14 protein-coding genes and 1 riboswitch are annotated in these 14,600 nt (G+C 38.3%); of the genes, 8 read left to right on the top strand and 6 right to left on the bottom strand.

All coding sequences use genetic code 11. The features are described 5' to 3' along the window. The first annotated feature begins 24 nt into the window (after nt 1-24). Nucleotides 25-840, top strand: coding sequence for an alpha/beta fold hydrolase (locus MF646_RS12200; protein ID WP_250096775.1), 816 nt, complete (start codon nt 25-27; stop codon nt 838-840). A gap of 35 nt (nt 841-875) precedes the next feature. Here MF646_RS12200 and MF646_RS12195 read toward each other — a convergent pair whose 3' ends face one another. Beyond that, the gene (locus MF646_RS12195) at nt 876-1,406 is read right to left on the bottom strand and encodes a phosphatase PAP2 family protein (RefSeq protein WP_250096774.1); all 531 of its coding nucleotides are present in this window, start codon (nt 1,404-1,406) and stop codon (nt 876-878) included. 192 nt (nt 1,407-1,598) lie between these two features. On the opposite strand from MF646_RS12195, the gene MF646_RS12190 reads away from it, so the two are divergent. Then, nucleotides 1,599-2,750: a glycosyltransferase family 4 protein gene (locus tag MF646_RS12190; protein ID WP_275980298.1), complete on the top strand. Its 1,152-nt coding sequence runs from the start codon at nt 1,599-1,601 to the stop codon at nt 2,748-2,750. Nucleotides 2,751-2,861: 111 nt separating this feature from the next. After that, a complete protein-coding gene (locus MF646_RS12185) occupies nt 2,862-4,838 on the top strand; it encodes an electron transport protein (protein ID WP_250096773.1) in 1,977 nt (658 codons plus the stop codon). A gap of 85 nt (nt 4,839-4,923) precedes the next feature. Here the strand turns inward: MF646_RS12185 and pckA are convergent, their stop codons facing one another. After that, a complete protein-coding gene (gene pckA / locus MF646_RS12180) occupies nt 4,924-6,504 on the bottom strand; it encodes a phosphoenolpyruvate carboxykinase (ATP) (protein WP_250096772.1) in 1,581 nt (526 codons plus the stop codon). Nucleotides 6,505-6,760: 256 nt separating this feature from the next. On the opposite strand from pckA, the gene MF646_RS12175 reads away from it, so the two are divergent. From MF646_RS12175 to MF646_RS12165, 3 genes are all read left to right on the top strand, one after another. Continuing rightward, entirely contained in the window at nt 6,761-7,135 is a 375-nt protein-coding gene (locus MF646_RS12175; RefSeq protein WP_250096771.1) for a hypothetical protein, read from the top strand. Between the two features lie 251 nt (nt 7,136-7,386). After that, nucleotides 7,387-7,498: riboswitch (SAM riboswitch) on the top strand. A 163-nt stretch (nt 7,499-7,661) separates the two neighbouring features. After that, entirely contained in the window at nt 7,662-8,867 is a 1,206-nt protein-coding gene (gene metK / locus MF646_RS12170; protein ID WP_250096770.1) for a methionine adenosyltransferase, read from the top strand. 618 nt (nt 8,868-9,485) lie between these two features. Next, nucleotides 9,486-9,641, top strand: a complete 156-nt coding sequence (locus MF646_RS12165) for a DUF1540 domain-containing protein (RefSeq protein WP_250096769.1) — start codon at nt 9,486-9,488, stop codon at nt 9,639-9,641. A 92-nt stretch (nt 9,642-9,733) separates the two neighbouring features. Here MF646_RS12165 and MF646_RS12160 read toward each other — a convergent pair whose 3' ends face one another. Then, entirely contained in the window at nt 9,734-10,261 is a 528-nt protein-coding gene (locus MF646_RS12160) for a gamma carbonic anhydrase (protein ID WP_250096768.1), read from the bottom strand. A gap of 156 nt (nt 10,262-10,417) precedes the next feature. Here MF646_RS12160 and MF646_RS12155 point away from each other — a divergent pair, with 156 nt between their 5' ends. Together MF646_RS12155 and MF646_RS12150 are read left to right on the top strand one after the other, a co-directional pair. Further along, entirely contained in the window at nt 10,418-11,200 is a 783-nt protein-coding gene (locus tag MF646_RS12155; protein WP_250096767.1) for an alpha/beta hydrolase, read from the top strand. A gap of 79 nt (nt 11,201-11,279) precedes the next feature. Continuing rightward, nucleotides 11,280-12,335: a tetraprenyl-beta-curcumene synthase family protein gene (locus tag MF646_RS12150; RefSeq protein WP_250096766.1), complete on the top strand. Its 1,056-nt coding sequence runs from the start codon at nt 11,280-11,282 to the stop codon at nt 12,333-12,335. A gap of 34 nt (nt 12,336-12,369) precedes the next feature. On the opposite strand, the gene MF646_RS12145 is transcribed toward MF646_RS12150, so the two are convergent. The 3 genes from MF646_RS12145 to mnmL all read right to left on the bottom strand — a co-directional run bounded on the left by MF646_RS12145 (nt 12,370) and on the right by mnmL (nt 14,550). After that, nucleotides 12,370-12,966 (bottom strand): beta-class carbonic anhydrase, encoded by a 597-nt coding sequence (locus MF646_RS12145; protein ID WP_250096765.1) that lies wholly within the window; start codon nt 12,964-12,966, stop codon nt 12,370-12,372. 64 nt (nt 12,967-13,030) lie between these two features. Then, the gene (gene mnmM / locus MF646_RS12140) at nt 13,031-13,603 is read right to left on the bottom strand and encodes a tRNA 5-(aminomethyl)-2-thiouridylate-methyltransferase MnmM (protein ID WP_250096764.1); all 573 of its coding nucleotides are present in this window, start codon (nt 13,601-13,603) and stop codon (nt 13,031-13,033) included. Then, entirely contained in the window at nt 13,600-14,550 is a 951-nt protein-coding gene (mnmL, locus tag MF646_RS12135; RefSeq protein ID WP_250096763.1) for a tRNA modification radical SAM protein MnmL/YtqA, read from the bottom strand. The genes mnmM and mnmL overlap by 4 nt, the downstream gene beginning before the upstream one ends. Nucleotides 14,551-14,600: the final 50 nt, after the last annotated feature.

Below are 14,600 nucleotides of genomic sequence, written 5' to 3'. Positions count from 1 at the left end.
ACACTATTGGAGTTGTTGTAGACAATGGACAAAGTGAAAAGGGAAACGATTTTCATTGCAGGCGTCAAAGTTTATTGTGAGTATTTAGTAAATGAAAAGCCGCCAATTCTCCTCATTCATGGCTTTGCTTCATCAACCTATACTTTTCATCGTCTTATCCCGCTTTTAAAGGAGAATTTTTCAATTGTTGCCTTAGACTTACCTGGGTTTGGGCGAAGTGAAAAATCAAAAACGTTTATCTATTCTTTTGAAAACTATGCGATCGTAATTGCTGAATGCATAAAGTACTTCAATCTTGAACGTGTTACGATTGTTGGTCATTCAATGGGGGGGCAAATTGCTTTATACACGGCAAAGAAAGTCCCTTCCAAAATATCAAAGTTAATTTTAATATGTAGTTCTGGTTATTTAAAACGTGCTAAAAAACCGTTAATTTATTGTTCATATATTCCCTTTTTTCGATTTTTTGTAGAATATTACATTCGAAGAAAAGATGTAAAGAAAAGTTTAGAGAATGTCTTTTATAACCGAACATTCATAAATGAAGAAATGATGCAAGAATTTGCAAGGCCTTTAAGTGAGAAAGGTTTTTATATTTCTTTAATGCGACTTTTACGGTATCGTGAGGGAGATTTGTCGAGTAAGCAACTAAGTGAAATAAACATCCCTACTTTATTAATATGGGGAGAAGAGGATCAAGTCGTTCCATTGTCTGTTGGGAAACGGTTAGTCAAAGACTTACCAAATGCAGATTTAATCACTTATGAAAAAACAGGGCATTTAGTTACTGAGGAAAGAACAGAGGAGCTTTACTGTCATATCCTGTCCTATACGTCTTAAGAGTAGGAAGGAGAAAGACGGACCTACCGTCTTTCTTAAACATAGATAAAATAAACAGCAAGTATAGAGCTAATTGTTCCAAGGAATGCACCTATAAGACAGTCTGTGGGATAATGCAGTCCTATATACATTCGTGATATAGCTACAATCATTGCCAATGGCACGACAGTAAAGGTAAGGATGGGAGAGTGAAGAGCGAAAACAACTGCAATAGAAAAGGCAGCTGTTGTATGACCTGATGGGAATGAGAAATCTTTAAGTGGATTCGCAACGGTGTTTACATCTGGTAATTTTAAATATGGACGCTTTCGGCCAAAGGATTTTTTAATTATTTGGACAGCAATGAAGCTTATTGTTAATGAAATTAATCCATCAATGGCCCAATAACGTACATCGTTCGAAAAAATGAAAATCATTGTAAGTAGCATAGATAATGTAAAAGTTGCACCACCAAGATGAGTGATTCTCGGTAAGATAAGGTCGAGAGGTTTGCACCGCCATTGTTTATTCACGACTAGAAATACTTTATCATCGTTTGTAGATAGCCAGTCGACTATTCGATTCATATGAACAACTCCATTAGAAAAGATCTAGTTAACATATTTTATTATAATAGCATTTTTTTAAGTGATTGTTAGAAAAATGTTGAGTTTTTTGCTTGGAAATTCATGATAACTTTACAGTATCTTTGTAAAATTATTCTTCTTCATGGAGTAAAGTGGAAGTAACGAGAATCTTTTACTACAGGGGGAGAGAGCATGGATATACGCATTGCGATTTTCACTGATACGTATACACCTGAAATTAATGGTGTTGCTAAAACCTTACAAAGGTTAGCAAACTACTTAGAAAGGAGCAAGATTGAATATAAGGTGTTTGCACCTGAAAGCAAAACAACAGTTCCTGAAGTTCCTCACATTCAACGGTTTGCCAGTCTTCCGTTCCTTTTATACCCAGAGTGTAGAATAGCTCTTCCTAATCCCGTTCAAATGAAACAATCCTTAGAGGAATTTAAACCATCCCTTATTCATATCGCTACCCCGCTAAACTTAGGGTTATATGGTCTCCATTATGGAAAAAAACATCATATTCCTGTGGTTGCTTCGTATCACACTCATTTTGATGATTACTTAAAATATTATCATGTGCCATTTCTTCAAAAATGGTTTTGGAAATATATGTTTTGGTTTCACCGCTCTGTTGAAAAAATCTATGTTCCCTCACAAAGCACAAAAGAAAAGCTTACTAATATCTCATTTCATGATGAGTTGGAAATATGGGGAAGAGGAATTGATCATTCCTATTATACCCCGATCAAGAAAACTGATGAAATCAGACGAAAATATCAAATTAAACAAAGAAAGATTCTCTTGTATGTAGGTCGAATTGCACCTGAAAAGGAAATCGATATTGCCTTAAATACGTATGAGACTCTTCCTCTACATCTAAGACAAGATACCCATTTTTTAATTGTTGGAGATGGGCCACAACTTAAATTATTATCAGAACATAACAATGAGCAAATAACATTCACAGGTTTTTTAGAAGGAGAAGAGCTCGCGAAGATTTATGCTTCTAGTGATCTTTTTTTATTTCCTTCATCTACCGAGACTTTTGGAAATGTTGTGTTAGAAGCGATGGCTTCTGGCTTACCAGTTGTTGGAGCCAATGCAGGAGGAGTGCAGCATTTAATTAACCATGGTGAGAATGGTTTTTTATGTGAGGCTAGAAATGTGAAAGGTTTTTCAGCGTACACGGCACTGTTATTAGATGATAACGATAAGCGGTACCGTTTTGCAAACAATGCACGGCAATTCGCCTTGACGCAATCATGGGATGAAATATTTTCACGTCTTATAAGAAGCTATTATGATGTGGTGAAGCGTAATGTAAAGCGTTTTTCAGCTTAAGATGTATAAAATTCTTTCACCGTTATGCTAGCTCCTGTTGTACGCAAATCTATTAAGAGTCTTTGCATTTAGAGTATGAATCTGACTAAAACGCAAAAGGTAAATACGAATATGGAAAAAAGGAGCACGAATGAAGTGAAGAGTTGGAGAGTACTTTTTTTGGTCAGTTCATTTGTAGCAATTTTTGCAGTTATCCTATCTTTTGTTGAATTTGAATATGGCTATGTTCCAAGTGAAGATAAGATCTTAAATGACTATAAGACTGAATTTGGTGAAAAAGTTACTTATGATGTAATGGGTGCATTTATTAGTCCAGAAGAAGTTATGTCCCTTTCGAAAGATCAGCGACAAAAAAAATTATCACCTGAACATGGTGCAGTTCATGTTGATGATGAGTTGATCAAATTAGGCAAAGAATTGTTTTATACAGAAACGTTCGGAAATGAAATATTTTTAACAGATATCCTTGGTTTTATTGATGGCCCAATGGGGATACCAAATATTATGAAGGCCATCATCGCACTAAAAGGAGAAGCAACAACGAATCTTCGTGTAGAGCTCTCTGAAGATGTGACGATTGGGGACAAATCGTGGAAGAAAGGAGATAAAATTGACACAGGCTTAGATGTTGCAAAAGGAGCTCTAACACCTTTGGGAATTCCAATTTCATACTCTGATGGGAGAGTGAGAGCTGGGCTAAGCTGCGCAGCTTGTCATGCCACAGTAGATCTAGAAACAGGGAAAGTGATGGAAGGGGTTCCCAATTTAGATTTTGACAGTGGTCTTATTACTGCGTTAGCGACCAATTCAGCTGCTTTTTTCCCAACAGCAGATATTGAATCGATAAGGGATTATATACGTGATACAAACCGAACAATCAAAAATTCAAAAGGGGAGGAAGAAGCCCTACCAGACCCTATTGCATTGGAGAATGCGGTCGATGAGACATTTAATAAGTGGCCGAAAGGGAATTTTGATACGACACCAGACTTTGTTGCAAATCCAACCCAGACACCAGATGCGTTTACATTTGGTGCACATCCATATGGGTGGAATGGCTTTTCGTTGTTCGGACCTTTCAAAGGCCTAAGTACGTTTAATAACGAAGTACATTCGTTTAATTCAGACTCGTTGTCCTTCTCAGAACATAGCGATATTTTATTTGGTATTGATAAGGAAGTTTATATGGCGACAATTTTACAAAATGCAGCAAGTAAAAAGTATCGCTATGATGTTTCATCTAATGAAAAGCCGTCAGACTTTTTTCGGTCTGTTGACGATACTCCGGATATTCCAGGGGTAAACGAAGGAGTAATACTTCCTACGTTTCCTAAACTTTCAATGGTTACACCTAATGCAACCATTGTTAGCACAATTGGTACAGAAGTAGGGAAAGAAAATAATGCTCTTTCTGCTTACCAGAATACGCTAGCACCACCTACGTATATGCGAAAGGTAAGCGAAGAGACAAAAGCAGCTGGAGGAGAGGTGTTTACAAGAGCTGGTTGTATAAGTTGTCATGCTGGAAGAACGTTTACAAATCATAAAATTATTCCCGTAGACGTAATAAAAACAGAGCCTACAAGAGCTAGATCTTTGAAAAACGTTGGGAAAGAACTAGGAGAGTCGTATATGTACGCACCAAATACTCCTACACCCCTTCCTAAAAATCCTACCGTACTTAAAGTACCTACAGATCATATCGATCCTGAGCAAAGAAGGTTAGCATTTAACATAGGGACTAACGGTGGTTATAAAGTAAAAAGCTTAATTGGGTTAGCTTACTCAGCACCTTATTTACACGATGGCGGGGTTGCTGTTGGGGTGGATGAAGAAAGTGAAATTGGCGTGCCGGGTACAATTATGAAAGGAAAACTGCCGGATCCATACAACAGTTTAAAAGCAATGGTCGACAAGGAGTTACGCCAAAAAGTTATAAAAGCAAATCAGTCTGTACCACAATTAAAGGATGTACATGTGGAAGGGATTGGTCATGAGTATTGGGTAGATAGAACGTCTGGTTTTACTAAAGAAGAGCAAGAGGCGTTAATTGATTATCTACTTTCAGAAACAAGCCCGAATAAATGAGGCTTTTTTACAGAAGGAAAATTGGACAAGGGGGTGTCTCAGAAGGTCTATGTTTGACCTTTTGAGACACCCCTGGTTTCTTATCCTATTTAGGACCAGCTTTCTTAATTCTGCTGCTAATAGAATTGAACTTTTCAAAGTTCTTCTTGAAATTAGTGGCTAATTCTTTTGCCTTCTGATCGTAGGCTTCTTTATCTTCCCATGTATCACGAGGTTTGAGAACCGAGTCAGGTACTCCAGGACAATGAATAGGAATGTGTAATCCAAAAATAGAATCTGTAATTGTCTCTGCAGAACGTAATTCGCCAGATAAGGCAGCCTGAACCATGGCGCGAGTATATTTAAGATTCATCCGTTTTCCGATTCCGTATTCTCCACCGGACCAGCCAGTATTAACAAGGTAGACATTAACATCATGCAGGTCAATCTTTTCTCCTAACATTTCAGCGTAACGAACCGCTGGCAATGGAAGAAAAGGTGCCCCAAAGCAAGTGGAAAAAGTAGCTTCTGGAGAAGTTACACCACGTTCTGTTCCAGCAAGTTTACTAGTGTATCCAGATAAGAAATGATACATTGCCTGTTCCTTTGTTAACTTACTAATTGGAGGCAAAACACCAAAAGCATCTGCTGTTAGGAAAATGATTGTTTTTGGATGTCCTGCAACACTTGGAACTAAAGCATTAGGTATTGCATCAATCGGATATGCCGCTCGGGTATTTTCGGTTAACGATGTATCATCGTAGTTTGCATTGCCTGTTTCATCATCAACAGCTACGTTTTCAAGAACTGTTCCAAATCGAATAGCGTTCCAGATTTGTGGCTCCTTTTCTTTAGAAAGGTTTACACATTTAGCGTAACAACCCCCCTCGATATTAAATACGCCATTACTTGACCAGCCATGCTCATCATCTCCTATTAATGAACGAAGTGGATCAGCTGATAACGTTGTCTTGCCTGTTCCGGAAAGACCGAAGAATAAGGCGACGTCTCCCTCTCTGCCTGTATTTGCAGAGCAATGCATCGAAAGTACATCTTGCTCAGGAAGTATGAAATTCATAACGGAGAAGATGGATTTTTTCATTTCACCTGCATATTCCGTTCCGCCAATTAAAACAACACGCTCTTCAAAAGAAATGATGACAAATGCTTCTGAGTTTGTTCCATCAGTTATAGGATCGGCTTTAAAAGAGGGAGCTGATATTATTGTGAACTCTTTTTGCGAAGGTTCCTGTTGATCTATAGTAGGGCGAATAAATAATTGACGTGCAAAAACTTGGTGCCATGCAAATTCGTTAATGACTTTTAATGGAATTTGATACCGGTTGTCAGCACCTGCATAGCCATCAGAAACAAAAATTTCATCTTTGCTTTTTAAATGTTCAATTACTTTAAAATATAGGGAGGTAAACGTATCTTTGTCAATTGGCTGATTAACCGTTCCCCATTCAATGCTGTGTTCTACACTTGGTTCGTTGACAATGAATTTGTCTTTAGGGGAACGACCAGTGTAAGCGCCAGTTTCAACACTAAGTGCACCTGTAGATGTGAGCTTCCCTTCACCGCGCATTAACGACTTTTCAATTAATGAGGAGATAGGAAGATTAAGGTGAACTATATCTGAGTTCACTAAATTAATTAATTCGGAATGAAGGCTGATTGTATTCATTGTCGCAAAACCCTTTCTTTAATTTTTTGATTATTAGCATAAAATACTAAATCTTGTTAATTAGTATAACATATTGAGTCTAATAGTCTATACTATTAATTCATTTTTTCATTTGTGCTATATTTAATAGAAAATGTGTTTCCGCAGGAGTTTTTTTTGCTTCTATGGTCAGCATTGGAACAAAATGCTTCAATTGTTCCTAAATTTTTGTTTCATGCATAGAATGTGATAAAGAGAAATGAAGGAGGCGTTCTATTTGCAGCAAGTTTCCATGTTGGATCTAGCTACTGTTTCCGCCGTAGTAGCGGCGCTTGTAACGGTAATAGGAAATGCCTTTGGTATTGAAAAGCAATATCGTGCTCTATTAGCGATCGGAATAGCTGGTATACTTTGGTTTATCCCTAGAGAGTGGGGAGAACAAGTACTGATGGCACTGATAATCGGCTTAACAGCTAGTGGGGTTTATAGCCAAGTGAAACCTCGGGATAATGCAAATGAATTAATGAAAATGCAACTTCGAGAAGAACTTCGAAAAGAACAAGAATTGGAGAAGGAAAGGGAGCAAAAGCAACAACAAAGGGAAAGACAAAACGCAAACCATCAAGAGAGGCGAGATGATACACCATACTAAAAATTAAAAGGCGGGGTTTTTCTTGAAGGCACTGAAAAGATGTTGGTTTCACCTTTCAGTGCCTCTTTGACTGCTATCAAATCTTATATCGTTATTAGCAAGAATTATTATGATTACTCGTTATAGCATAGTTTTAAATGAATCGTGCACAATAAGAATAAATCTGAATGAAAAATTGATTATATCTTTGATAGGAGTCGGATATGTTGACACTAATCAACATGTGCGATATGATATGCGTCGAACGGATACTCTTATCCTGAGTAGGCGGAGGGACAGGCCCGAAGAAGCCCAGCAACCAACACTTTAAAGCCATGAGTGAAAAGGTGCTAACCTGCAAGGCTATGCCTTGGACGATAAGAGGCTAAAGGTAAACATTCAACCCTTTTCCTCTATAGGAGAAGGGTTTTTATCGTTTATACGGTCTGACAGGTAGGTATTTCCCATTCGGTGGGGCATGAGTGCCGTCTCAAAGAAAAACACAAGCTAATGGCGTAGTAGCAGTGTTTAAAGGAGGAATTTGATAATGACAGAATTGAAAAGCAGACGTTTGTTTACGTCGGAATCAGTAACAGAAGGGCATCCTGATAAAATTTGTGATCAAATTTCAGACGCAATTCTGGATGCGATTTTAACCAATGACCCGAATGCTCGTGTAGCTTGCGAAACATCTGTTACAACGGGCTTAGTATTAGTTGCGGGAGAGATTACGACAAGTACGTATGTTGACATTCCAAAGATCGTTCGTGAAACAATTAAAGGAATTGGTTATACTCGTGCAAAATATGGTTTTGACTATGAAACGTGTGCAGTCCTTACATCAATTGATGAGCAGTCAGCAGATATTGCTCAAGGTGTTGACAAGGCACTAGAAGCTCGTGAAGGTCAAATGACGGATGAAGAAATTGAAGCAATTGGTGCTGGTGACCAAGGACTTATGTTTGGTTATGCTAACAACGAGACAAAAGAGTTAATGCCTCTTCCAATTTCACTAAGTCATAAAATTGCTAGACGCTTAACTGAGGTACGGAAAGAGGAGATTCTTCCTTATCTTCGTCCGGATGGGAAAACACAAGTAACTGTAGAATATGATGAGGATGGAAAACCTGTTCGTATTGATACGATCGTTATTTCAACTCAACATCATCCAGAAGTAACTTTAGAGCAAATTCAACGTAATTTAAAAGAATATGTCATTAATCCAGTTGTCCCACAAGAATTAATTGATGAGAAAACGAAATACTTCATTAATCCAACAGGCCGTTTCGTTATTGGGGGACCTCAAGGAGATGCTGGTTTAACAGGGCGTAAGATCATCGTTGATACATACGGTGGATATGCACGTCATGGTGGTGGGGCATTCTCTGGTAAAGATGCGACGAAAGTTGACCGCTCAGGAGCATATGCAGCTCGTTACGTAGCGAAAAATATTGTTGCGGCTGGCCTTGCTGATAAATGTGAAGTCCAGTTAGCTTATGCCATTGGTGTTGCACAGCCTGTCTCGATCTCGATTGATACATTTGGTACTGGAAAAGTATCCGAAGAGTCACTAGTAGCGCTTGTGCGTGAAAACTTTGACCTACGTCCTGCAGGTATTATTAAAATGCTTGACTTACGTCGTCCAATTTACAAGCAAACAGCAGCATACGGACACTTTGGGCGTACAGATGTCGAATTACCATGGGAACAAACAAATAAAGCGTCTGCTTTAAAGGAGCAAGCTGGACTATAAAAAAATTAAATAGAGACGTACTAATGCACACGATTTTTCTAAAAGAATCGTGTGCATTTTTTATTGCCGATTTATAAGGATAGAAGGTGAGAGATGAAGACCGAAACGCATGTGAGATTAGGAGGAAGAACAGTCCTTCATAAGAGAGAGAAAGACCGAAACGCATGTGAGATTAGGAGGAAGAACAGTCCTTCATAAGAGAGATGAAGACCGAAACGCATGTGAGATAGGAGGGGAAAATCCTTCATAAGAGAGATGAAGACCGAAATGCATGTGAGATAGGAGGGGAAAATCCTTCATAAGAGAGATGAAGACCGAAATGCATGTGAGATAGGAGGGGAAAATCCTTCATAAGAGAGATGAAGACCGTAACGCAGAAGAAATTGGAGGGAAAAGTCATTCATTAGAGAGATAAAAGCCGAAACGCAGAAGAAATTAGAGGGAAAAGTCCTTCATAAGAGAGAGAAAGACCGGAAAGTTTTTGAAAACAAGGAAACCATCCCTTATTTCAAAAAGGAACCCCCCTTCTGATCCCAATACAGATCCGATAATTATTAAGCCTGTCCGTATGGTTCCCGGCTTTATTGGTCAAAATGAAACTAAGAGGGGGTGAGTGAAATGGCACAAGATGTTTTATGTGAAGTAAACAACTGTGTATACTGGGCTCATGGAAACCAATGTGAGGCTGACAGAATTTATGTAGTAAGTCATACAGGAAAAGAAGCAGAGAAGCAAGAAGAAACAGATTGTAAAACGTTTGAACCACAACATTAATTTTGGCTTGAAAAGAGCGAAGGCCATCGCTCTTTTCTTTCTATATTATTGATAATAATAATCAATCTTATTCATTAAAAAAGAAAATCCTGTTATTTGTTTTTATCTTTTTGAATAACTTGTTTATAATGCTGCCCTTTTTCTACATATTCACGACGGATGCGAGCCATATCAACCGTATCTTCTTTAGTTAGATCCCGAATGACTTTTGCAGGTCTGCCAAATGCCATACAATTAGCTGGGATTTTCCTTCCAGGAGGGACGAGGCTCCCAGCACCGATAAAGGTCCCTTCACCAATCTCAGCACCATCTAATACAATGGAGCCCATGCCAATTAATGCATTTTTACGAATTGTGCAACTATGTAGCATGACTTGATGACCTACAGTAACATCATCTTCAATGATTAATGGATATTTTGGACTTTGATGCAGCATTGACTGATCCTGAATATTGACTCTGTTCCCTATTCTTGTAGGAGATACATCACCTCTAATAACAGTTTGAAACCAAATACTTGATTCATCCCCAATTGTAACATCTCCAGTAATTGTCACTCCATCTGCAATAAAGGCACTGTCTGAAATTGTCGGAAATTTGTCTTGATAACGATAAATCATTCGTCCACATCCTTTTCGTTTAGTGAAAAAATCGCTATACTTATTTTAACGTAAAACGTAATGCCAGGGTTACTGAAAAAGGATAGAATTGTCATTTACATAACTTTTCATAACGCCATGGTCTTTTTCAAATTATATCGTTAGGGGGAATACATTATGTGGAAATGGGAAGTGGCTGACCCAAGAGGAGTGGTCGTCATGGTTCATGGTGCAGGAGAGCATCATGGCCGGTATTTGTGGCTAGCGAAAAAGTGGAATGATCATGGATTTGATGTGGTAATGGGCGATCTTCCAGGCCAAGGAAAAACAAGAGGAAAAAGAGGCCATATTCAATCGTTTAATCAATATATTGATTCAGTGGAAGAATGGTTAACTGAAGCAAGATCGAAAGGATTACCGGTCTTTTTATTTGGGCATAGCATGGGAGGACTTGTTGTAATTCGCACGTTAATGGAGCGAAGTACAGCCATGATAAGCGCAGCTATATTGTCATCGCCTTGTTTAGGTCTAAGTGAACCTCCTCCAAAAACAAAGGAATTTGCGACAAAAATTCTTCACCGAGTTGCACCTTCATTTAGTCAAAATTCAGGGATCCGTACTGAGTTAACGACACGTAATGAAGAGGTAAGAGAAGCCTATTTAAAAGATGAACTTCGAGTTACAAAGGTTTCCGCTCGATGGTATCAGGAATTGGCAAAGGCAATGCGCTTAGCACATCGTTACCCAGAAAAATTCCCGAATCTTCCTCTACTTGTCCTCCAATCAGGAGAAGATTACATTGTGAATAAATATGAAGTTAGAGAATGGTTTAATCACCTTTCATTACAAGAGAAACATTATAAGGAATGGGAAGGCTTCTATCATGAAGTGTTTAATGAGCCAGAACGAGAAGATGTTTTTCGTTATGCTATTGGCTTTGTTAATTTACTTACTCCTTAAAAGTCCGTACAACTTAATTGTATGTATACTTAGAATATGCTAAGGTTCTAAGTATGGAAAATAACTAGGAGGAATTCGGTTGAGCGCACCAACAAGACCTATCCCGTTACTTATGAACATTTATAAAGAAGTCATTCCAACGGTCCATAAATACTTTGACCCATGGATAGAGAAGGCTTCATTAATACCAGATCCTGAGCTTCGTGCCCAAGCACTTGACGCCCTTAAAAAGAAAAAATTCCATTGTGAAGGGGGCGGGGTTTATGGCCTCGTAGCGAAGGACCGTTTTGATGATTTGCTTCAGTTTATCATTGCCTATCAAATTGCTTGTGATTATTTGGATAATCTATGTGATCAAAGTCCATCCTTTGACCCAAACGATTTCCGATCGCTGCATCAAGCTTTGCTCGATGCATTAACACCAGGGGCAAGCTTAAAAAATTATTATCAATACCGTAAGGAACAAGAGGATGGGGGCTATTTACATGAAATAGTAAAAACATGCCAAAATATTCTTTCAACGTTTCCTTCTTTTGATAAAGTGCAAGCCGCCATGTTGGAGTTAAGTGGTTATTACGGCGATTTACAAGTACATAAACATGTTGTTAAAGAAGAACGCATTCCACGTTTAGAAAAATGGTTTGCAGAGCACAGCCACAAAGTTCCTACAATGACCTGGTTTGAGTTTTCAGCTTGTGCTGGCTCGACATTAGGAATTTATACACTGGCTACTTATGCTACAAAAGCTGACTTAACAACAGAAACAGCAGAAGTAATAAAAGAGGGGTATTATCCATGGATGCAAGGTGTTCACTTACTTCTTGATTATTTTATTGATCAAGAAGAAGACATTGCCGACGATGAATTGAACTTCTTATTTTATTATAAAAATGAAGAAGAGATGATTGAACGTTTTCGTTTTTTTGTAGAAAAGGCAGAACAGTTTATGTCGAAATTGCCTGATCCAAAATTCCATCGAATGATTATTCGAGGGGTTATCGCTATTTATATAGCTGATGAAAAAGTCCAAAAAGACAAAGAGTTAAAAAAGAAATCAAAAAAGATGGTTCAAATGGGTGGACTCCCAGCGATGTTATTTTTATTAAATAGCTGGATTTATCGTAGAGACCGCTAATACATGAAAAAGGTCTGATTCCTTAATAGTAGGATCAGACCTTTTGATTTTGAATCATACTCATATTCGTATCTTCGTATCCGTTAATTATTAAATCCAGTTGACCTGTTTCGGGGCAAATGACAAGACCGTGGACGGAAACATCTTTTGGAAGCAGAGGGTGACGTTTAATCATTTGCACACTGTTTTCAACATTTTCTTCAACCTTTTCAAAGCCGGTTAAAAAGCCTTTCACATCTACACCTGAAAACTCTAACATATCTATTGTTTCCAAGCTGACTCCTCTTTCTTGAGACTTCTGAAGAATACTAGATGGTTGTAATCCAGTCATCCCGCAGCCGTGATGTCCTACAACCATGACTTCATTTGCACCTAATTCGTAAATAGCGACTAAAATGCTTCTCATAATACTCCCAAACGGATGAGAGATAACTGCCCCAGCATTTCTTATAAGTTTTGCATCCCCATTTTTTATATTCATAGCAAAAGGCAGAAGTTCCAATAGACGTGTATCCATGCAGGTTAAGATTACGATCTTCTTATCAGGGAATTTTGTTGTTTGGAACCTCTCATACTGCTTTTCCATAACAAACTGTTTGTTATGATCTAACACTGAGTCTAGTAGTGTCATAAACGACTCTCCTCAAAATTCTGTTTATTTATATTTTCAAACTATTGCTACAAATTGTCAACTACTACCTCTTTTCCACGGCAACAACAAATGGTGGATTGTTTGATTGATTAATAAATTCATATTTCAGGACATGAGCTAGGCGTTGATCGTATTGCTCAAGAAAAGAAAGGAGTGAGTCTTTTTCTGTTTTTCCTCCTTCGTGGCCATGATAGATCACTAGAACGATCATACCTCCTTTTGGCATCATATCGAGCAATGCACTAAGTGCAGCAATGGTCGATGTCGGTTGGGTAATAATTGACTTATCACCACCTGGGAGATAACCGAGGTTAAAGATAGCCCCTTTTAGTTTCATTTGTTTGTTTTCAGGTATGACAGACCGTACCTCTTCATGTCCTTGCTGATTCAATGTAACTCTCTCAAGTAATTGATGCTCTGTTAATTTTTCCGTAGTGGAAGCGATCGCCTCTGCTTGGATATCAAATCCGTACACATGCCCGTTTTCCCCAACGAGATTAGCTAGAAAGACGGTATCATGCCCATTGCCAACTGTACAGTCAACAGCGATATCCCCAGGCGATAAAGCATTTTCTAACAAAAATCGTGCAAAAGGTAACACTCCAAGTACGTTCATTCTAATGACACCCTCTCTGCTTGATAAAATTTACCTTGCCAACTATTTCGCCGCACAAGCTCTGCTTCAATTCCATTAAGAACACTCCATTTATTCATACTCCACATAGGTCCAATCATAATGTCACCAGGACCATCTCCTGTTAAGCGATGAATGACCATGGAAGGAGGAAGAATTTCTAGTTGATCTACAACAAGGTTAATATAATCGTCTTGACTCATAAATTGAAGCAAGCCTTTTTCATATTGCTTTACCATCGGGGTTTTTTTCAATAAATGAAGAAGATGAATTTTGATTCCTTGTACATCAAGCTTTGCTACTTCTTGAGCTGTCTCCATCATCATGTTGCGGTCTTCCTGTGGGAGCCCATTAATGATATGCGCACAAACATTGATTCCGTGCTTTCGTAATTTCTCTACTCCTTTGATGTAGCATTCATAATCATGGGCTCGATTTATTAATAATGCCGTTTTCTCATGAACCGTTTGTAAGCCGAGTTCAACCCATAAAAACGTTCGTTCGTTTAATTCTGCTAGATAATCAACAACATCATCTGGTAAGCAATCAGGTCTCGTTGCAATGGAAAGACCTACAACTCCTTCTTGCTTTAGAATTTCCTCAAAGTATTCTCGTAATGTTTCAACTGGTGCATAGGTGTTTGTGTAGGCTTGAAAGTAGCCAATGTATTTTCCGCTTTTCCATTTTTTATGCATTTTATGTTTAATTGTGTTAAATTGAGTGACTAAGTCATCTTTACGATCACCTGCAAAATCCCCTGAACCACGTTCGCTGCAAAACGTGCATCCTCCATGTGCGACATTGCCGTCTCGATTCGGACAGTCAAAACCAGCATCAAGAGGGATTTTAAACACTTTTTCACCAAATTGGTTTCTTAAATAGTAATTCCATGAATAATATCGCTTTTCTCCGTAATTTTGAAATGTCATTATATCACCTTTCTTTTTTTTGCAAGAAAGAACTTATCAGGTTCGTGTAT

Origin of the sequence: Halalkalibacter alkaliphilus, assembly GCF_023555415.1 — a bacterium.
Taxonomy (GTDB): domain Bacteria; phylum Bacillota; class Bacilli; order Bacillales; family Bacillaceae_D; genus Halalkalibacter; species Halalkalibacter alkaliphilus.
Note: the sequence above shows the minus strand (reverse complement) of the source record. Positions and strands in the feature narration are given on the sequence as shown.

What these genes read in the sequence shown, in the direction of transcription:
- MF646_RS12190 (WP_275980298.1), top strand. Translation starts at nt 1,599, where the DNA reads ATGGATATACGCATTGCGATTTTCACTGATACGTATACACCTGAAATT.
- MF646_RS12165 (WP_250096769.1), top strand. Translation starts at nt 9,486, where the DNA reads ATGGCACAAGATGTTTTATGTGAAGTAAACAACTGTGTATACTGGGCT.
- MF646_RS12145 (WP_250096765.1), bottom strand. Translation starts at nt 12,966, where the DNA reads ATGACACTACTAGACTCAGTGTTAGATCATAACAAACAGTTTGTTATG.
- mnmM (WP_250096764.1), bottom strand. Translation starts at nt 13,603, where the DNA reads ATGAACGTACTTGGAGTGTTACCTTTTGCACGATTTTTGTTAGAAAAT.
- MF646_RS12185 (WP_250096773.1), top strand. Translation starts at nt 2,862, where the DNA reads ATGGAAAAAAGGAGCACGAATGAAGTGAAGAGTTGGAGAGTACTTTTT.
- MF646_RS12155 (WP_250096767.1), top strand. Translation starts at nt 10,418, where the DNA reads ATGTGGAAATGGGAAGTGGCTGACCCAAGAGGAGTGGTCGTCATGGTT.
- mnmL (WP_250096763.1), bottom strand. Translation starts at nt 14,550, where the DNA reads ATGACATTTCAAAATTACGGAGAAAAGCGATATTATTCATGGAATTAC.
- pckA (WP_250096772.1), bottom strand. Translation starts at nt 6,504, where the DNA reads ATGAATACAATCAGCCTTCATTCCGAATTAATTAATTTAGTGAACTCA.
- metK (WP_250096770.1), top strand. Translation starts at nt 7,662, where the DNA reads ATGACAGAATTGAAAAGCAGACGTTTGTTTACGTCGGAATCAGTAACA.
- MF646_RS12200 (WP_250096775.1), top strand. Translation starts at nt 25, where the DNA reads ATGGACAAAGTGAAAAGGGAAACGATTTTCATTGCAGGCGTCAAAGTT.
- MF646_RS12160 (WP_250096768.1), bottom strand. Translation starts at nt 10,261, where the DNA reads ATGATTTATCGTTATCAAGACAAATTTCCGACAATTTCAGACAGTGCC.
- MF646_RS12195 (WP_250096774.1), bottom strand. Translation starts at nt 1,406, where the DNA reads ATGAATCGAATAGTCGACTGGCTATCTACAAACGATGATAAAGTATTT.